15 protein-coding genes are annotated in these 19,332 nt (G+C 59.4%); 8 read left to right on the top strand and 7 right to left on the bottom strand.

All coding sequences use genetic code 11. The features are described from left to right. Nucleotides 1–52 precede the first annotated feature (52 nt). Entirely contained in the window at nt 53–1,828 is a 1,776-nt protein-coding gene (locus tag ACGJAX_RS03715; protein WP_390957439.1) for a hypothetical protein, read from the bottom strand. A gap of 1,184 nt (nt 1,829–3,012) precedes the next feature. Here ACGJAX_RS03715 and ACGJAX_RS03710 point away from each other — a divergent pair. From ACGJAX_RS03710 to ACGJAX_RS03695, 4 genes are all read left to right on the top strand, one after another. After that, on the top strand, nt 3,013–5,100 hold the full coding sequence (locus tag ACGJAX_RS03710) for a cytochrome c peroxidase (protein WP_390959802.1): 2,088 nt from the start codon (nt 3,013–3,015) through the stop codon (nt 5,098–5,100). 155 nt (nt 5,101–5,255) lie between these two features. Next, entirely contained in the window at nt 5,256–6,548 is a 1,293-nt protein-coding gene (locus tag ACGJAX_RS03705; RefSeq protein ID WP_390957438.1) for a diguanylate cyclase, read from the top strand. Nucleotides 6,549–6,634: 86 nt separating this feature from the next. Then, complete coding sequence (locus ACGJAX_RS03700) at nt 6,635–8,431, top strand: acyl-CoA dehydrogenase C-terminal domain-containing protein (RefSeq protein ID WP_390957437.1); 1,797 nt, start codon at nt 6,635–6,637, stop codon at nt 8,429–8,431. A 187-nt stretch (nt 8,432–8,618) separates the two neighbouring features. Next, nucleotides 8,619–10,397, top strand: a complete 1,779-nt coding sequence (locus ACGJAX_RS03695) for an acyl-CoA dehydrogenase C-terminal domain-containing protein (RefSeq protein ID WP_390957436.1) — start codon at nt 8,619–8,621, stop codon at nt 10,395–10,397. Between the two features lie 227 nt (nt 10,398–10,624). Here ACGJAX_RS03695 and ACGJAX_RS03690 read toward each other — a convergent pair whose 3' ends face one another. Beyond that, the gene (locus ACGJAX_RS03690) at nt 10,625–11,554 is read right to left on the bottom strand and encodes a LysR substrate-binding domain-containing protein (protein ID WP_390957435.1); all 930 of its coding nucleotides are present in this window, start codon (nt 11,552–11,554) and stop codon (nt 10,625–10,627) included. Between the two features lie 169 nt (nt 11,555–11,723). On the opposite strand from ACGJAX_RS03690, the gene ACGJAX_RS03685 reads away from it, so the two are divergent. The 4 genes from ACGJAX_RS03685 to ACGJAX_RS03670 all read left to right on the top strand — a co-directional run bounded on the left by ACGJAX_RS03685 (nt 11,724) and on the right by ACGJAX_RS03670 (nt 14,167). Then, the gene (locus ACGJAX_RS03685; protein WP_390957434.1) at nt 11,724–13,007 is read left to right on the top strand and encodes an aminotransferase class III-fold pyridoxal phosphate-dependent enzyme; all 1,284 of its coding nucleotides are present in this window, start codon (nt 11,724–11,726) and stop codon (nt 13,005–13,007) included. Between the two features lie 247 nt (nt 13,008–13,254). Further along, nucleotides 13,255–13,611: a type II toxin-antitoxin system RelE/ParE family toxin gene (locus ACGJAX_RS03680; protein WP_390959800.1), complete on the top strand. Its 357-nt coding sequence runs from the start codon at nt 13,255–13,257 to the stop codon at nt 13,609–13,611. Continuing rightward, complete coding sequence (locus tag ACGJAX_RS03675) at nt 13,604–13,924, top strand: DNA-binding transcriptional regulator (RefSeq protein WP_247254529.1); 321 nt, start codon at nt 13,604–13,606, stop codon at nt 13,922–13,924. Before ACGJAX_RS03680 ends, ACGJAX_RS03675 begins: the two co-directional genes overlap by 8 nt. An 84-nt stretch (nt 13,925–14,008) precedes the next feature. Beyond that, entirely contained in the window at nt 14,009–14,167 is a 159-nt protein-coding gene (locus tag ACGJAX_RS03670; protein WP_003228885.1) for a YqaE/Pmp3 family membrane protein, read from the top strand. 90 nt (nt 14,168–14,257) lie between these two features. On the opposite strand, the gene ACGJAX_RS03665 is transcribed toward ACGJAX_RS03670, so the two are convergent. From ACGJAX_RS03665 to pqqB, 5 genes are all read right to left on the bottom strand, one after another. Beyond that, nucleotides 14,258–16,084: a prolyl oligopeptidase family serine peptidase gene (locus tag ACGJAX_RS03665; protein ID WP_390957432.1), complete on the bottom strand. Its 1,827-nt coding sequence runs from the start codon at nt 16,082–16,084 to the stop codon at nt 14,258–14,260. Beyond that, the gene (gene pqqE, locus ACGJAX_RS03660; protein ID WP_248916644.1) at nt 16,050–17,222 is read right to left on the bottom strand and encodes a pyrroloquinoline quinone biosynthesis protein PqqE; all 1,173 of its coding nucleotides are present in this window, start codon (nt 17,220–17,222) and stop codon (nt 16,050–16,052) included. The genes ACGJAX_RS03665 and pqqE overlap by 35 nt, the downstream gene beginning before the upstream one ends. Further along, nucleotides 17,194–17,469 (bottom strand): pyrroloquinoline quinone biosynthesis peptide chaperone PqqD, encoded by a 276-nt coding sequence (pqqD, locus tag ACGJAX_RS03655; RefSeq protein WP_021784513.1) that lies wholly within the window; start codon nt 17,467–17,469, stop codon nt 17,194–17,196. The genes pqqE and pqqD overlap by 29 nt, the downstream gene beginning before the upstream one ends. Beyond that, nucleotides 17,466–18,218, bottom strand: coding sequence for a pyrroloquinoline-quinone synthase PqqC (pqqC, locus tag ACGJAX_RS03650; RefSeq protein ID WP_247254532.1), 753 nt, complete (start codon nt 18,216–18,218; stop codon nt 17,466–17,468). Before pqqC ends, pqqD begins: the two co-directional genes overlap by 4 nt. Before the next feature lie 149 nt (nt 18,219–18,367). Continuing rightward, nucleotides 18,368–19,279 (bottom strand): pyrroloquinoline quinone biosynthesis protein PqqB, encoded by a 912-nt coding sequence (gene pqqB / locus ACGJAX_RS03645; RefSeq protein ID WP_390957431.1) that lies wholly within the window; start codon nt 19,277–19,279, stop codon nt 18,368–18,370. Nucleotides 19,280–19,332: the final 53 nt, after the last annotated feature.

The following is a 19,332-nucleotide window of genomic DNA, read 5'->3' as shown; positions in this document are numbered from 1 at the left end:
CGCCGCTTCCTCCCGGAGCGGCGTTTTTTTTTGCGCGGTGGTCAGGCCTTGATCACCAGGGCGTCGGATCCAGGGGGCCTACACCCGTCGGGGTGCTCACGCCTTCGCCGTTACGTATGAATGGCAGGTGCCAGAAGTCGTTAGGCACCACTGGATCGCCAGGCTTGACGCCTTCCGGAAAGATGAACTCAAACACCGGCGCCACATACTGTCCGGCAGTCAGTCCATTGGCGACAGTCGACCTGGCCGCATTCTGGATGCAACTGTCCACAGCGGTCTGGGACAGGCTCTGCTGTGGAACGCAAAGTGACCGCGCCAAGACACGCAAGGTTCGTGTCGGCTGGCTAAGAAGCCCGGCGGGCGCTTTGGTCGCACGTAATCTGGCGCGTTGTGGCTGAGGGCCCGTGTTCTGTGTGGTAATGCCACCCGAGGCTCCCTGGCAGCTGGCCGCAAGGCCCAGCGCAGGGTTGCATTCACCCGTCATCTCATAGGGTGTAATCCAGCGATTGGTTTGCACACCTGTCGATGGATTGACATCTATCAGATAGATGTCGACCGGGGTCTTGATGTCGGTGGTCGAGGCTTCTAGGAAAATCCGGTCCTGCGTCTCCTGGGCTACTCCGCTGATGGCCGTTGCGGCCGGGTCGGCCGTACCGATGCCAAATTCCCCGATAGCCATGTAGCTGGGCTGTGAACCAGGCTGAGTGTAGATCCCGACATTCGCCTCGATCGTGTGCGCAGAGATGAAGTCCGGGGCGCCCGTTGTTGCTGACTTGAACAGGGTACCGGACCAACTGATGAAGTCGCCGACTTCGAAGGGGGCCTGTTGTGTCGGGTCGGGGTCCGTCGACGTGCGTGTAGCATCGCTGAATCTCTTCATGACGTACTGGCTGCAATAGACCTGCCCCACTGCTGGCCCCGAGAGTTCCCCACTGGCCGGAAGCGTGACACCTGCCTGGCTGAAATTGCGGCAGTTGTTGGTCGTGGTCGGGGTGACCACTTTTGGCCGGTTTTTCTGTGGGCAGAGTGCATCGTCCCCGGAAATCGTGCGTGGCACGCACATCGGGTAGCCGGTGGCGGCATGGATGGTCGGGTTGGCATCATCGACGGAGAACCGTGGGTCGGGGCTTTGGGCACGGCCAAAACGTCCGTTCGGATCGTTGATCTGAATAATCGTGGGTTGTGTCGGGTTCCCGCTGTCAACTTCGAGGTTGCCGTTGGTGTAGTCGATCCGGGTGATGAAACCGCTCCCCGCGTTGACTGATTGCTGGGAGACAAAGATCAGCCCGGCAATCTGCTTGTTGGACACGCTATTGCCTACCACATGAATCTCGAACGAGGGGTAGGCCGCCGCTGATTTTCCGAGCGCCAGGGTTCCACCCCTGACGAAGTCGGCCCAGGTCAGGGTGTTGGCCGGCATCTGCATGATGGTGTTGCAAGGGACAATAATCGTGACGCCGTTCAACTGGACGGTCCCCCCAAAGCGGCCCGGGTCGCTGGTATTGGGGCAATTCGCATTGGTGGTGTCCAGCGTCATGTTCTGGATAAAGCCGGTAACGTCAAACCCGTTAATCGCAGTCGGGTTTGTAAAAACCGGGTCAGGCAGTGTGGGTGTCGAGAACGGCGAGGGCACCCCCGGGGGCTTGGCAGTCCCGCCACCACCGCCACCGCCAGCACCGTTTTTGGCAAATGCATCTCCACCACCAGCAATGGTCAGCGCGACAGCGACGGCACTGGCAAGCAGGGCATGGCGACTGAAGATGCCGTTGAATCGTTTGTGAGATAGCAGCGGTATGGCGAGCGTTTTTTCGTACAAAGATAAGCTCATGGCTCACTCCAGAATCTTGCAGGACCAATTGCCGGCCAATCGAGATCGCAGATCTGCTGATGCGCTGAATCCTGCGCAAGAAAAACGCAAAGCCGTGAAATTGGGCTCGATCCAGCGGATTGAGTGCCTGTGTACGGTCGACACTTGCCGTTCGGATGCTTTCACCTGCGTTGCGTCGGCCGGTTACGGGCGCAATAGCGAGAGACATTTCCTTGAGCCTGAGGCGTACAAAGCAGTTGTTGTGCCTGTTTTGAAATAATTAGACACAAATAGCCGCCGGGGCATTCAGAATGCGGGCCGCGCGGCCAGGGATGGTATCGCGCACGAAGCTACCGAATTAATATTCACCAATATAGGGGGGGATATATACCCAGGTTCGGGAGTGTGCGAAGGGAAGTGTAAGTGCTCGATGGGTTTATTTGATCATAAGTACTAAATGAGAAAAGTTGTCTATATCTATTCCGGGCGGAATGATATTGCAAGAAAAAGTATTGAGGGTGTTAGTCATGAAGTTTTGGTTTGATATTAAATAAATGCCATAGCTCACGCGGTGCAACGTGCGCACAAATGGAATAGTGGTAATTAAAATTATTCCTCCCTATAACGTGTCTTCTTGATATCGCTGTAGTAAATACACGATTTCCCTATGCTGTACGAATTAGCAATTACTCTGCCAGTTTGCCAAAAAAGCGTGGAAAGCCTGATTTTTCTCCAGTAAACGCTGGGCTATTGAAAGTGTCGCTGGTTGCCGGGGACCGACTGTTGGGGAATAACACCCAGTAATGGGGGGGAATTCCACCGGTATTCATTGCTGTAGGGAGTTACGGGTGTTGTGGTGTCATTTTGGCAATTGCTATCCGAGGAGGGTAAGTAAAAAATATTTTTGTTTTCTGTTGAAATCTTTTGTTACAGCTACAGTTGGGTTAAGCGCCCTCGGAGGTGCGACGGAGTAATGTTTTAATCAAGCCTGAGCCAAGAGAGTACTTTGCCTGTTACGTCTTGCCGTGTCTTGCCAACTTTTGCATTGGTTTGGCCGTGGGTGCGAGCAGCAGGATTCATGGCGATTAGTTCCTCTCGCAACAGGACAATCACGGAGCCCGGCTACTCCGTGCTGAATCGAGAATGTCATCATGGTTAAGTACTTGAGGGTCTTTCGAACTCCTTGCCTGGCCCGTGTGACGGCGATGATGCTTTTCGCCACTGGCCTACCCGTCATGAACGTTTGGGCTGCAGATCCGATTGAGGTCGTTCCGACCGTGCCGGATGTGCCCAGCCTGCAGTCGCTGCGGGGCCTGACGCCACCCGATCCTTCGGGAACCGAAGGCGGGCGTAAAGTCGACCTGATGACCGACTACGTGCTCAATCGCTCGGCGGCAGTGCTACTGGGCAAAGCACTGTTCTGGGATATGGAGATCGGCAGCGACGGTTCCACCGCTTGCGCGTCCTGCCATTTCCACGCGGGTGCCGATCACCGCACCACCAACCAGATCAACCCGGGCCAGGCAAACACCAACGCAAACGTCTCGTCGATTTTCAACAAACCGTTCATTGCTTCGGACATTCCAGGTGATGTGCCGAGTTACACCACCAAATCCGGAGGCAAGGGCGGCCCGAACTACCTGCTGAAGAAAAACGACTTTCCGACCCATGTGCTGGCGGACCCTCTGAATCGCGATTCGGCCATTGTCTATTCGACTGACGATGTGATTGGTTCCCAGGGTGTATTCGACGCCAACTTCGTCAAGCCTCATCAGGCACGTTTCGACAAATGCATCCAGCAACCGGACGGCATCTTCCAGGTGGGCGGCATCAATGTGCGTCGCAGTACCGGGCGCAACGCACCCACCGTTATCAATGCCGCGTTCAACGTGCGCAACTTCTGGGATGGTCGGGCCAATAACGTCTTCAATGGCTTCTCTCCATTCGGCAATCGCGACCCTGACGCCGGGATTTTCGTGACCAGCGATGGCAGTGGCGTGGCAACCAAGGTCAAGCTGGCGCTCAAAGATGCTTCGGCCGCCTCGCAAGCAGTCGGGCCACCCGGCAGCCCTGTGGAAATGTCCTGTGGTGGGCGTACCTTCGCTGACATCGGCCGGCGCATGCTCGACACCTTGATGCTCAAGCAGCAACGGATCTCGTCCACCGACTCGGTACTCGGGCCAGTGTCCGGTGCCCGTCGGCCGACCTACCGTGAACTGATCAAGAACGCGTTCCAGCCACGCTTGTGGAACGCCACCCAGCAAGTCTCACTGGGCGGCGCGCCATACACCCAGATGGAGGCGAATTTCCCGCTGTTCTTCGGCCTGGCGATTCAGATGTACGAGTCCACGCTGGTCTCGGATCAGGCTCCGCTGGATGCCTATTTGCAGGGTGATCACACGGCCATGAATAACCAGCAGGTCCAGGGCATGAACCTGTTTTTGGGCAAGGGTAAGTGCGTCAATTGCCATGGTGGTGCGGAGTTGACCAACGCCGGCAGCCGGTTGCTCTTCCATCCCCGTGAGCGTATCGAGCGGATGGTCATGGCCGACAACCTGACTACGCTCTATGACAACGGGTTCTACAACACCGGGGTGCGTCCAACCTCGGAAGACCTGGCGCTCGGTGGCTCGGATGCCTGGGGTAACCCGTTATCTTTCACCCGTGAGTACAACACCGTGCTTAAGGGGGGCCAGATACCTGACCCGCTGGATGTCGATGTGTGCACCTTCGAAGCGCGTTTGAGCCCGGCAATCCCCTGTGATGCGACGCTCAAGCCTGAAGTCGGTTTCCGCGATGCGGTCGATGGCGCCTTCAAGACGCCGACCTTGCGTAACATCGCGTTGACCGGGCCGTACTTCCACAACGGCAGTCGCGCAACACTGCAACAGGTCATGGAGTTCTATAACCGCGGTGGTGACCGGCGTGGGGAGGATGCCAGCAACACCAGTGGCTTCGAACACCCGGCAGTCAATCAGCACAATGGCTCAAACCTCGATCCGGACATGACCCGGTTGAACCTCACCCCGGATGAAGTGGATGCGCTGGTCAAGTTCATGGAAGTCGGGCTAACCGACCCCAGGGTCGCGTGGGAACGGGCACCGTTTGACCATCCGTCGCTGGTGCTGCCGCAGGGTGCAAAGGGTGATGAAAACTCCGTCGGTCAAAAACCGGCCAGTCCGAAGATCACTACCCGGCAGGCGCAGGACGCCGAGATTCTGCTCAAACCGGTCGGTGCCGAAGGTCGCGCAGCTCTGGAAGGGCCTCTGCAACCGTTCAACAACGACTTGTAATCGTATTTCTCCTTGCGTCACTGGCGGCCCGTTCGTCGCCTGTGACGCTGTTTTTTTAAAAAATACCTCAGTAATTCACTCAGCAATCCGGAGGTTCTGCCGTTACAGTAGTGGGCACATTGCCATCTATTGATTTGACGGTCGGAGTTTTACCCTTGCCGCGTCCTTCCGCTGTACGCTTCAGTCATTTCCTGCCTTCATTACTGCTGTTGCTGGCGGGGCTTGCGGCGGCTTACGTCAAGGATCTGAACGTCTTCTTCACCTCGCTGTTCAACGTGCTTCCCACGCTGGTGCTGCTGCTCGGAGGGGCTTACTGCGCGGTTTATCGACGTCAGCGTGAGCTTTTTCTGATGGTCACGGTGTACATCGCCTACTTCCTGCTCGACACCCAGACCGACTACTACCGCGACAACGGCAAGGTGCGCGATGACGCGGCCGTGGTCTTCCACTTGTGTTGCTTGCTGCTGCCGTTGCTGTTTGGCGTGTTCGCCGCCTGGCAGGAGCGCACGCACCTGTTCCAGGACATGGTGGCGCGCTTCGCCGTGTTGCTGGCAGTGGGCAGCGTCGCGTTGGGGCTGGAGCAAAGCTACCCGCATGCGCTGTTGATCTGGCTGTCGGAGATCCGCTGGCCGGCACTGCACGGTGCCTGGATGAGCCTGATCCAGTTGTCCTACCCGGTGTTCATCGGTTCGTTCCTGCTGCTGGCGTATCAGTACTGGCGCAATCCGCGACCGCTGCACGCTGCACAACTGGTGGGCCTGCTCGGGCTGTTCTGGATGCTGCCGAAAACCTTCATCCTGCCGTTTACCCTGAACATCATGTGCAGCCAGGTGATGCTGATGATCGCCGCCGCCGTTGCGCATGAGGCCTATCAGATGGCGTTCCGCGATGAACTCACCGGTCTGCCGGGGCGTCGTGCCTTGAACGAACGCATGCAGCGGTTGGGGCGCAACTACGTGCTGGCCATGAGCGACGTCGATCATTTCAAGAAATTCAACGACACCCATGGTCACGACGTCGGCGATCAGGTGCTGCGACTGGTCGCCAGCAAGCTGTCGAAAATCGGCGGGGGCGGCAAGGCGTACCGTTATGGCGGTGAGGAGTTTGCCCTGGTGTTTGCCGGCAAGACGCTTGAAGAGTGCATGCCGCACCTGGAAGTCATCCGCGAATCCATCGCCACCTACAACATTCACCTGCGTAACCAGGACAGCCGTCCGCAGGATGACAGCCAGGGACGTCAACGTCGTTCCGGTACCCATGCTTCGAGTGTGTCTGTCACGGTGAGCATCGGCGTCGCCGAACGGGTTGAACAACGCACTCCGGAAGAAGTCCTCAAGTCTGCGGACCAGGCGCTCTACAGCGCCAAGGGCGCCGGCCGTAACTGCGTCATGGCATTCGGTCAGACGCGTCGTGGCGCGGTGCGCATGGAGGCCGCCACGGTTGAGTGATGATGGCGCATTCAGCGTCTGGACTGTGATTGTGAGGGGCGGTCGGCGGCAGTAGGTTTGAGTCATCTGCTGCCGGAGAAATGACCATGCCCGAATACAAAGCTCCCTTGCGCGACATGCGCTTTCTGATCGACCACGTCTTCGATTTTCACGGCAACTACGCCGCACTGGGGGCCACTGACGCCAGTCCGGACATGGTCAGTGCCATCCTCGAAGAAGGCGCGAAGTTCTGCGAGAACGTGCTGTCACCCCTCAACCGCAGCGGCGACGAAGAAGGCTGCCATTTCGACAATGGCGTGGTCACGACGCCCGCAGGCTTCAAGCAGGCTTTCGCACAATATGTGGACGGCGGCTGGCATGGCCTGGCGGCCGACCCTGCGTACGGTGGCCAGGGGCTACCGAGCTCTCTGGGGCTGGTCATCAGCGAAATGGTGGCCTCCAGCAACACGTCCTGGGGCATGTACCCCGGCCTGACTCACGGCGCCATGTCAGCGATCCACGCCCACGGCACCGAAGAACAGAAACAGACCTACCTGAGTAAACTCACCGCCGGCCAATGGACCGGCACCATGTGCCTGACCGAAGCCCATTGCGGTACGGACCTGGGCATTATCAAGACCCGCGCCGTGCCTGCGGTCGACGGCAGCTATGCAATATCCGGCAGCAAGATCTTCATCTCCGCCGGTGAGCACGACATGAGCGACAACATCATTCATCTGGTGTTGGCCAAACTGCCGGACGCGCCGGCCGGGACCAAGGGCATTTCGCTGTTTATCGTGCCCAAATTCCTGCCAGACGCCGCGGGTGAGGCTGGCGAGCGCAATGGCGTGTCCTGTGGCTCCATCGAGCACAAAATGGGCATCAAGGCGTCGGCCACCTGTGTGTTGAACTTCGATGGCGCCAAAGGCTTCCTGATCGGCGAGCCGAACAAGGGCCTGAACTGCATGTTCACCATGATGAACCACGCGCGCCTCGGCACCGGCATGCAGGGTTTGTGTCTGGGCGAGGCGAGTTTCCAGGGTGCAATCAAATACGCCAACGAGCGTTTGCAGATGCGCGCGCTAACCGGCCCCAAGGCACCGGACAAGGCGGCCGACCCGATCATCGTCCATCCCGACGTGCGCCGCATGCTGTTGACCATGAAGGCCTTCAACGAGGGCAATCGCGCACTGACCTACTTCACGGCGCAGTTGCTGGATGCTGCCCATCTGAGCAAGGACGAAACGGCGCGCCAGGACGCGGAAGACCTGCTGGCGTTCCTGACGCCGATCTGCAAGGCCTTCATGACCGACACGGGCCTGGAAGTGACCAACCTCGGCATGCAGGTCTTCGGTGGTCACGGCTTTATACGTGAATGGGGCATGGAGCAACTGGTGCGCGATTGCCGCATCGCACCGATCTATGAGGGCACCAATGGCATTCAGGCGCTGGACCTGCTGGGGCGCAAGGTCCTGGGCAGCCAGGGCAAACTGCTGCGCGGCTTTACCAGGATGGTGCACAAGTTTTGCGTGGCGAACGCTGAACATCCGCAGTTGGCCAGCTATGTGGCGCAGCTTGATGGCCTGAACCAGCAGTGGGGCGAGTTGACGACCAGGGTCGGCATTGCCGCGATGAAGAACCCCGATGAAGTGGGGGCAGCGTCGGTGGATTACCTGATGTACAGCGGCTACATCATTCTCGGCTATCTGTGGTTGCGCATGGCATGGGTGGCTCAGGCCCGGCTGGAGGATGGCAGTGGCGATGCGGATTTCTGCAAGGCCAAACTGGCGACCAGCGAGTTCTACTTCAAGCGATTGTTGCCGCGTACTGCCGCTCATCGGGCGGCCATTGAGGCGGGTAGCGATTGCCTGATGCAGCTGCCGGCGGAGTTGTTTGCGCTTTAATCTTTAAAACCAGTGACAAAGGAGCCCGCGATCTTGCGGGCTTTTTTATGACTGCGCGGTCGGTGACTAAACATTACAAAACGGTCACTGCCTGACCCTATGTGTCACAAAAGTTGTTGGGTTACACTCGGACACAACGAAAATACTACCCCTACGATTCACCTGTTTAGATCTTGCGAGGTTTGCCATGGCTGACTACAAAGCGCCCCTGCGCGATATGCGCTTCGTCCTCAATGAAGTTTTCGAGGTCGCCAAACTCTGGGCCGAGCTGCCTGCGTTGGCCGAAACCGTTGACGCGGAAACGGTCGAGGCCATCCTTGAAGAAGCCGGCAAGGTCACCAGCAAAAGTATCGCGCCCCTGAGCCGCGCGGCGGACGAAGAGGGTTGCCACTGGGCGGACGGTGCCGTCACCACGCCGGCAGGCTTCACGGAGGCTTATCAGACCTACGCCGAGGGCGGCTGGGTCGGCGTGGGCGGTGACCCGGCCTATGGCGGCATGGGCATGCCCAAGGCTGTTTCGGCCCAGGTCGAAGAAATGGTCAACTCCGCCAGCCTGGCGTTCGGTCTGTACCCGATGCTGACTGCCGGCGCCTGCCTGTCGATCAACGCCCATGCCAGCGAAGAGCTGAAAGCGGCGTACCTGCCGAACATGTATGCCGGTGTCTGGGCCGGCTCCATGTGCCTGACCGAACCGCACGCCGGTACCGACCTGGGGATTATCCGCACCAAGGCCGAGCCTCAGGCTGACGGCTCCTACAAGGTCAGCGGGACCAAGATCTTCATCACCGGCGGCGAGCATGACCTGACCGAGAACATCATTCACCTGGTGCTGGCCAAGCTGCCGGACGCGCCGGCGGGGCCGAAAGGCATTTCGCTGTTCCTGGTGCCGAAGTTCATGGTCAATGCCGATGGCAGCCTGGGCGCGCGCAACCCGGCGAACTGCGGCTCGATCGAACACAAGATGGGCATCCAGGCGTCTGCGACCTGCGTGATGAACTTCGATGAAGCGGTGGGTTATCTGGTCGGTGAGCCGAACAAAGGCCTGGCGGCAATGTTCACCATGATGAACTACGAGCGTCTGGGTGTCGGCATTCAAGGCCTGGCCACGGGCGAACGCTCGTACCAGAACGCCATCGAATACGCCCGTGACCGTCTGCAAAGCCGTTCGCCGACTGGCGCGCAGAACAAGGACAAAGTGGCCGACCCGATCATCGTGCACCCGGACGTGCGTCGCATGCTGTTGACCATGAAAGCATCGAACGAAGGCGGCCGTGCCTTCTCGACGTACGTGGCCATGCAACTGGACACTGCCAAGTTCAGCGAAGACGCCGCGACCCGCAAACGCGCGGAAGAACTGGTGGCGCTGCTGACGCCGGTGGCCAAGGCATTCCTGACCGATCTGGGTCTGGAAACCACCGTCCATGGCCAGCAGATTTTCGGCGGCCATGGCTACATCCGCGAATGGGGCCAGGAACAACTGGTGCGTGACGTGCGCATCACCCAGATCTACGAAGGCACCAACGGCATTCAGGCGCTGGACCTGGTCGGGCGCAAGATCGTCGGCAGCGGCGGGGCGTTCTACAACCTGTTCGCTGACGAGATTCGTCATTTCACCGCCACGGCCAGCGCCGATCTGGCGGAGTTCACCAAGCCGCTGAACGATGCCGTGACGACCCTCGACGAACTGACGGCATGGTTGCTGGATCGGGCGAAAAACAACCCGAATGAAATCGGCGCGGCGTCGGTCGAGTATCTGCAAGTGTTTGGCTACACCGCCTACGCCTATATGTGGGCTCTGATGGCCAAGGCTGCTTTCGGCAAAGAAGCACAGGACGATTTCTACGCCAGCAAACTGGGTACGGCGCGGTTCTATTTCGCTCGTCTGTTGCCGCGGATTCACTCGTTGAGCGCGTCGGTAAAGGCTGGCAGTGAGTCGTTGTTCCTGCTGGATGCAGCGCAGTTCTGATTGTGTATCGTCATGTAAGCATTCTCTTACATGACGTGCTGCTGTTCTCCCATAGAAGCAAATTGGATCCACAGCTAATCTACTTCTCATGGACGTAGCGCAGGAAGCGCAAAGCAACAACACGGACACGTAGGATTCTGCCAGGACGGCGGAGTGAAATGGATGTCAGGGAAACAGTCTGCAAAGCCCCGCTTCGGCGGGGTTTTCTTATGCCCGCGAAAAAGTATTCAGCTCAGTCCATCCAGCGCCGATGGGCTGCTCAAGTGTTCATCCGGTCGATTCATCACCTCCTCCAGCAATGTTCGCAACAACGCCAGCGAGGCCTGTTGCCGTTGCACATCCCGACACACCAGTCCGATTTTCAGCGGCACCCGGGGTTCGCTCAAGGGTTTCCACAGCAGCTCCTTGTTGCCGTGTGCCTTTTGCGAGCGCCCGGGCAATACCGTCGCCAAGCGCGTGTGAGGCAGACTGTCGAGAATCCCGGCCATGTTGTTCAGTTCGGCTTGTACCTGCGGACGTCGCCCCAGACTGGCCAGTTGCGCTTGCCAGATTTGCCGTACTTGAAACTCCTCGCCGAGCAGCAACATGGGCAACTCGGCGGCCTGGCTCATGGACACCTTCTTGAATTCCCGCAGCGGATGGTCCGCCGGGATGACCAGCGTCAGTTCATCTTCGTACAGCATCACGCCGTGCAAGCCAGGCTGCCGGGGTGGCAGGTAGCTGATGCCGATGTCCAGCGAGCCATTGAGCAAGCGTCGCTCGATTTCCAGGCCCGTCAGTTCGTAAATCTGCACCACCAGATGCGGTTGCGCCTTGCGCACCCGTTCGAGCATCTGCGGCACCAGGCTGGTATGTACCGTCTGCAAAACGCCAATCGCCAAGGTACGCAGCGCCTGCCCCTTGAAATTACCCAGCGCCTCGCGTGCCCGTTGCAGGCCATCCAGCAGGGGCAAGGCGTGGTTGTACAGGGTATGTGCTGCCAGCGTTGGCAGCAGGCGTTTGCTGCTGCGTTCGAACAGGCTCACATCGAGCAATTGTTCAAGTTGCCGGATCTGCTGGGACAGCGCGGGTTGAGAGATGGACAGTCGCTCGGCAGCACGGCCCACATGGCCTTCTTCGTAGACCGCGACGAAATAACGCAGTTGTTTAAAATCCATAAGTAATACTTATCGAAAATGCTGAGAAATCGAAATGGCCCAAGGCCTTGTCTGAGCCTAGTCTAACCGCATTCACAAGGCTTACAGGGCCACAGAGCGCGATGATTACCGTTTGCTTCGATGGTGTTTACATAGGTAAGGCAAAAAATCAAAAACGGGGGTTGAACGGATGAATCTGTTCAATCTGCGCCGTCATTCGCCGAGTCTTGATGATTTGGTGGCGGATGCTTCCTTTCAATCCGGGGGCGACAACCTTTCCAGTGAGTGCCTGATGCCCAGTGTCGAGCGACCGAAGCAGGTTTTTGTCCGGGGCCAGGGTTCCTGGTTGTGGGACAACGATGACCGGGCTTATCTGGATTTCTCGCAAGGCGGTGGCGCCAACAGCCTTGGACACAGTCCCAAGGCACTGGTCGATGCCATCGCGGTGCAGGCACAAGCGCTGATCAATCCCGGTTTCGGCCTGCATAACCGCGGCATGCTCAACCTGGCCGAACGCCTGTGCGCCAGCACCGGCAGCGACCAGGCCTACCTGCTCAACAGTGGCAGCGAAGCCTGCGAGGCAGCGATCAAACTGGCACGCAAGTGGGGTCAACAACATCGCGGCGGCGCTTCGCGGATTATCGTCGCCAATAACGGATGTCATGGCCGTAGTCTGGGGACGATTCCGGCGTCAGACAGTTCGACGCTGGTCAATCGATTCGAGCCCCAACTGCCGGGTTTCAGCCACGTCCCGTTCAACGATCTTCCAGCGCTGCATGCGGCCGTTGATGAGCGCACCGTCGCCATCATGCTCGAACCTATCCAGAGCGAGGCCGGCGTGATTCCCGCGACCGCGCATTACCTCAAGGGGGTCGAGCGCCTGTGTCGTGAGCTCGGCATCCTGTTGATCTTCGACGAAGTGCAGACCGGCATCGGGCGCTGCGGCACTTTGCTTGCCGAACAGTCCTACGGCGTGCGGGCGGATATCGTTGTGCTCGGCAAAGGACTGGGCGGTGGCGTGCCATTGGCGGCCTTGTTGGCCCGGGGCCAGGCGTGCTGTTTCGAACTCGGCGAAATGACCGGAACCCATCACGGCAATGCGCTGATGACAGCCGCAGGCCTGGCCGTACTCGACAGCGTGCAGGACCGGGCATTTCTCGAGCATGTCGGGCAAAGTGCCCAGCATCTGCGCGAAGGGCTGCAGCGCTTGGCGCATCGCTATGGCCACGGCGAGTTGCGCGGGCAAGGGCTGCTCTGGGGACTGACCCTGTCCGATGACTCAGCCGACGCGGTGGTCAAGGCCGCGCTCCACGAAGGCTTGCTGCTCACCGCCCCGCAACCCGACTGCCTGCGCTTCACACCGGCGCTGAACGTCAGCAAAGCCAACATCGATGAAATGCTTTTGCGCCTGACTCGCGCCTTCTCCCGTGTACGCACCGCCCAGTTGCAGTGCCGTAAAGGAATCGCCGTCTGATCAGACGCACCCTGCACGAATCCCCGAACCGTCTCGCGGTATAACGCACGCCCCACGCCTGATTCTTTTGGCGTGGGGCGTTTTTTTGTGGCTGGGTTTTGCCAAGCGCTATGCCGGGCTTGAGCGATGGAAGCATCGATGGCTTTTTATAGGGGCGGCAGGGAATGCACGCACCAGCGAAACAAATTTTGAAGAGCTGGTTTTAAAATCTATACCACTGGGTGGTATGTTTTTGGAAGGGATGCCAATGTCACCAAGGCCATTTAAAACAAAACACTTTGCGATGCTGGCCGCAAAGGCCTGGATTGGAGATGACGAGCTTCGACAGGCATTCACCGAAATGCTCAACGGGCAGGCGGACAATCTCGGCGGCGGGGTCTGGAAAAAACGCTTGAATGCCAATCGCCATCGTTCGATTGTCTTGGCAAGGGGCAGTTATTACTGGGTTTACCAGTTCATTTACGCCAAAAAAGATCAGAGCAATATCAGTCAGGCCGAACTGATCGGTTTCCGGAAAATGGCCAAGACCTACCAGGGACTGACGGAGATGCAAGTCCAGTACTTGCTGGATACGAAGGCGTTTACGGAGATTTTTTATGAGTAAGAAATTCAAAAGCGAGGCGTTTGAATCAATTCACGAATCGGCCACTGCGCTATACGCCATCGGTGCAATCAGCAAGGCAACCATGCGTGAATTCGATGAGTCTTGCCTCGCTACCGTACCGGACGCGATTCCGGCGGAGCAGATCAAAGCGCTACGTGAGCGTAACAATGTCAGTCAGCCGGTATTCGCGCGTTACTTGAACACCAGTGCTTCAACGGTCAAGCAATGGGAAGCAGGGGCCAAACACCCCAGTGGCATGGCGTTGAAGTTGCTGAGTATCGTGCAGAAGCACGGCCTGGAAATCCTGGCTTGAGGAATCGGGCTGAACCCTCACCAGCGGCGCAGGTCGATTGTGTGTAAGGCTCGTATGAGCCGACTTCAATCAGGAGCTGACCCCATGGATTTCATTCGCATCATCATCGCCATTCTGTTGCCACCGCTGGGAGTGTTTCTGCAAGTGGGGTTTGGCGGGGCGTTCTGGCTGAACATTCTGCTGACGTTGTGTGGTTACATTCCGGGGATCGTGCATGCGGTGTACATCATCGCCAAACGTTGAGTTTCGCGTCGTGTTAGATACCGCGATCGCTGGCTAGCCAGCTCCCACAGGGACATCCCCGTATTTGTAGGAGCTGGCTGGCCAGCGATTTCAGCCAGCGTGCTCCATCACCCTTCGGTAAAACAACCACTCCTGTTCCAGCGCATGGGCCTGATTGCCGGCCTTGCGAAAGCCATGGCGTTCGTCCGCGTAGTAATGGGCTTCGACTGCAATGCCGTTGTTCTGCAACGCTTTGACCATCTCGCGGGTTTGCGCCGGCACCACCACCGCATCCAGTTCGCCCTGAAAGAAGATCACCGGCACGCTGATGTTGCTCGCGTGCTGTAAAGGCGTTCGTGCGGCGTAGCGCTCGGCGTCTTGCACCGGATCGCCAATCAGCCAATCCAGGTAGTCCCCTTCGAACTTGTGGGTCGCCCGGCCCAGGGCCACGGGATCGCTGACCCCATAGAGGCTGGCGCCGGCGCGGAAGACCTTGTGGAACGCCAGTGCGCACAGCGTGGTGTAGCCGCCGGCACTGCCGCCGCGAATGAACGCTTTGTCGCCGTCGACCAATCCGCGTTCGGCGAGATGACTGACCACCGCGCAGGCGTCTTCGACATCGACCTCACCCCAACTCAAATGCAGGGCCTGGCGATAGGCCCGGCCGTAGCCGCTGCTGCCACGGTAGTTGAGATCGGCCACGGCGAAGCCACGTTGCGCCCAGTATTGAATGCGCGGATCGAGCATCGGGTAGCACGCCGATGTCGGGCCGCCGTGGATGAATACCACCAGCGGCGGTTTAGCCTGGCCGGACATCGCCGGGTAGAAGAAGCCGTGAGCCTCGCCCGACCCACTCGGGTAGCGCAGGGTCTGTGGAATGCTGATGTGCTCGGCCGGCAGCGGAGTCATGCCGCCGGCCAGCTTTTTCACTCCCCCGGTTTGTCGGTCGATGGCGATCACGGCCGGCGAACTGATCGGCGATGCCGCGATGCAGTAGATGAACTGTTCATCCACGGCGAGATGGCGGAAGCGGCTGTATTGGCCAGTGAAGTCCGCGTTGGCGTCGCCACACACAGCCAGTCGACCAAAGCCTCCTTCCGTCCAGCTGGCCAGATAACTGGACTCGCCCAACGGCAGCCAGGTGCAGCCCCCGAGTTGCCAGGGGGCGGGACCATGATCGGCCGCGGCGCTGGCTAACGGGCTCAATCCCTCGCTGGATTCCACCCAGGGTTGCCAGAAACCGCCGCGATCGGTCAGGCAAAACAAGCGACCGCTGTCGTCAAATCGTGGTTGTTGAAGGGACTCTTGATCGTCGTCACCGGCTAAGCAACGGGGCGGGGCAAAACCGCCATCGCTCTGGCGTTCGGCGAGCATCAAGCGAGTGGCCGTCCAGGGCTGATGCGGGCGACTCCACTCGATCCAGGCCAGGCGACGGGCATCCGGGCTCAATGTCGGGGCGGCATAAAAGTCCGCGCCCTCGGCCAGCACATGCCGTAGGCCATCAGCCAGATCAATCGCCACCAGCCGATGTTGGTCGTGGTTCTCTTCTACCGCCAGCACTTGACCCTTGGCGAACTGAAGATCGCCATAACGGCACACCCCCAATGTCAGCACTTCGGGCGATTCACCCTGCAACGATTGCCGATACAGTTGCTGGTCGGTCTCGTTGACGAAAACGACGCCATCGTCAGTCAGACAAAACGCACCACCGCCATATTCGTACACCCGACTGCGAACACTGAACCCCGGTGGCGTCAGACATTTCGCCGTGCCGTCGCGCCAGTGCCAGATTCGGCAAGCGCCATCTTCCGGGCGGTATTCGTTCCAGAACAGGCCGTTGGCGCCCGCCTGCAACTCGGCAAAGTCGATACCGGCCGCGACGGCGTTGGCCGCGCTGAAGGGGTCAGCTTTTGGCGATGAGGCGTGAGTTTCGTTCATTGCGAAAGGCCAGTTGGTCGATGGTCTGGGTGGCGTGCTCGGCTTCTTCGCGGGCCTTGAGGATCACGCCGTGATGGTGCGATTTGCTGCACACCGGGTCGGCGTTGCTCGCATCACCCGTGAGCATGAACGCCTGGCAACGACAGCCGCCGAAGTCCTTTTCTTTCTCATCGCAGGAGCGGCAGGGCTCGGGCATCCAGTCGTAGCCACGAAAGCGATTGAAGCCGAACGAGTCGTACCAGATGTGCTGCATGCTGTGGTCGCGCACGTTGGGAAACTGCACCGGCAACTGTCGGGCGCCGTGACAGGGCAGTGCGGTTCCGTCCGGGGTGACCGTCAGAAAAATACTGCCCCAGCCGTTCATGCAGGCTTTCGGGCGTTCTTCGTAGTAGTCCGGGGTAACGAAAATCAGCTTGCACGGATGACCTTCGGCTTCGAGTTTTGCCCGGTATTCGTTGGTGATGCGTTCGGCGCGTACCAGTTGTTCTTTGGTCGGCAACAGGCCGACGCGGTTGAGCTGGGCCCAGCCGTAGAACTGGCAAGTGGCGAGTTCGACGAAGTCCGCTTCAAGGGCAATGCACAACTCGATGATGCGGTCGATCTGGTCGATGTTGTGCCGATGGGTCACGAAGTTCAGCACCATCGGATAGCCGTGGGCCTTCACCGCGCGGGCCATTTCGAGCTTCTGCGCAAAGGCTTTTTTCGACCCGGCCAACAGGTTGTTCACCTGCTCGTCGCTGGCCTGGAAACTGATCTGGATATGATCCAGGCCGGCCTTTTTGAAGTCGCTGATTTTCTGCTCGGTCAGACCGATGCCGGAGGTGATCAGGTTGGTGTAGAAGCCGAGTTGGCGCGCTTCAAAAATCAGTTCGGCGAGATCCTGGCGCACCAGCGGTTCGCCGCCGGAAAAGCCCAGTTGCGCCGCGCCCATCTCCCGGGCTTCGCGAAACACCTTGATCCACTGCTCGGTGCTTAGCTCCTTGCCTTGCTCGGCGAAGTCCAGCGGATTGGAGCAGTAGGGGCATTGCAGCGGGCAGCGGTAGGTCAGCTCGGCGAGCAGCCACAGCGGCAGACCGACTTCGGGTTTGGGCGGTACTTGCACCGATGACTCAGGCAAGTTCGATCCAGTGCTGCGCACGGGCAACCTCCATGAATTGCTCGATGTCGTCACCAAGCTCGGGCACGCCGGGGAACTGCTTGTCGAGTTCATTGATGATCGCCGCGACATCGCGTTGGCCATCGATCAAGCCGCCGATCAGCGCGGCGCTTTCATTGAGTTTGATCATGCCTTCGGGGTACAGCAGCACGTGGCCTTTCTGCGCCGGTTCGTACTGGAAGCGGTAGCCGGGCCGCCAGGTCGGAGTCTTGCTGCGATCGAAACTCATAAGGTGATTCCTTTATGCCAGACCCGTTGTTCGGTCACGCTGTGATACGGCGGGCGATTCAATTCGTAAGCCATGCTCATGGCATCGAGCATGCTCCAAAGAATGTCCAGTTTGAACTGGAGAATTTCCAGCATGCGCTCCTGGCCGACCCGCGTTGTGTAGTGCTGCAAGGTGATGGCCAAGCCGTGTTCGACATCGCGTCGCGCCTGACCCAGGCGGGTGCGGAAATACTCGTAGCCGGCCGGGTCGATCCACGGGTAATGCTGCGGCCAACTGTCCAGGCGCGACTGGTGGATCTGCGGCGCGAACAGTTCGGTCAGCGAGCTGCTGGCAGCCTCCTGCCAACTGGCGCGGCGGGCGAAGTTGACGTAGGCGTCCACGGCGAAACGCACGCCGGGCAGCACCAGCTCCTGGGAGCGCAGTTGATCCGGGTCGAGGCCGACGGCCTGGCCGAGGCGCAGCCAGGCTTCGATACCGCCGTCTTCGCCGGGGGCGCCGTCATGATCGAGCAGGCGCTGAATCCACTCGCGGCGGATTTCGCGGTCCGGGCAGTTGGCCAGAATCGCGGCGTCCTTGAGCGGGATGTTCACCTGATAGTAGAAGCGATTGGCGACCCAGCCCTGAATCTGTTCGCGGGTCGCCCGGCCTTCATACATCGCCACGTGATACGGGTGATGGATGTGGTAATAGGCCCCCTTGGCGCGCAGGGCGGCTTCGAATTCGGTTGGGGACATCGGGGTGTCGGTCATGTCTGTTCTCCGGGAACAAGCATTTGATTCTGTGGTGTCTGGTCGGATGTCATCGCTGCGATGCGGCGACCCGACAAGCCAGCGCCCACAATGCTTTGTGGCGCACATAAAACCTGTGGGAGCTGGCTTGCCAGCGATGGGGCCATCCGCTACAGCACAATACTCATACCATCAAAAGCCACTTCAACATTACGCCGCGCCAGTTCCGCGCGCTGCGGCGAATCCTCATCGAGAATCGGGTTGGTGTTGTTGATGTGGATAAGAACTTTGCGCTGCGTGGGCAGTTGCTCCAGCACTTCGAGCATGCCGCCGGGGCCGTTCTGTGCCAGGTGACCCATCTCCCGCCCGGTGCGGGTGCCGACGCCACGGCGTTGCATTTCGTCGTCGTCCCACAGCGTGCCGTCCACCAGCAGGCAATCGCTGTCGGCCATGATCTCCAGCAACGGCGCATCGACCTTGCCCAAGCCCGGTGCGTAGAAGAGTTTGCCGCCCGTGTTGAGGTCTTCAACGATCAGTCCGATGTTGTCCCCCGGGTGCGGGTCGAAGCGATGGGGCGAATAGGGCGGCGCGGCGCTGCGCAACGGCAGCGGGGTGAAGCGCAGGTTCGGGCAGGCCGGGATACTGAAGCTCTGGTCGAGTTCGATGCGGTTCCAGGTCAGGCCGCCGTTCCAGTGGGTCAGCATGTTGAACAGCGGGAAACCGCTGCTCAGGTCTTCGTGGACCATGTCCGTGCACCAGACCTGATGCGGGCACCCTTCACGCAGCATGAGCAGGCCGGTGGTGTGGTCGATCTGGCTGTCCATCAGAATGATCGCACTGATCCCGGTGTCACGCAGGGCGCGGCCCGGTTGCATCGGCGCGAAACCCTGAAGTTGGGCGCGGATGTCCGGCGAGGTGTTGCACAGCACCCAATTGACCCCGTCATCGGAGATCGCGATGGATGACTGGGTACGCGCCTTGGCATTCAGGCTGCCGTCGCGAAAACCTGCGCAGTTGGCGCAGTTGCAGTTCCATTGGGGGAAACCGCCGCCGGCGGCGGATCCCAGGATCTGGACAAACATGGAGGCTCCAAACATTCAACAGCTGAAAATAAAAACGCCTCGGCGAACCGAGG

It is taken from the genome of Pseudomonas moorei, assembly GCF_042846945.1.
GTDB classification, from domain to species: Bacteria; Pseudomonadota; Gammaproteobacteria; order Pseudomonadales; family Pseudomonadaceae; genus Aquipseudomonas; species Aquipseudomonas moorei.
The sequence above is the reverse complement of the archived record's forward strand: the minus strand, read 5'-3'. Positions and strand labels throughout refer to the sequence as shown.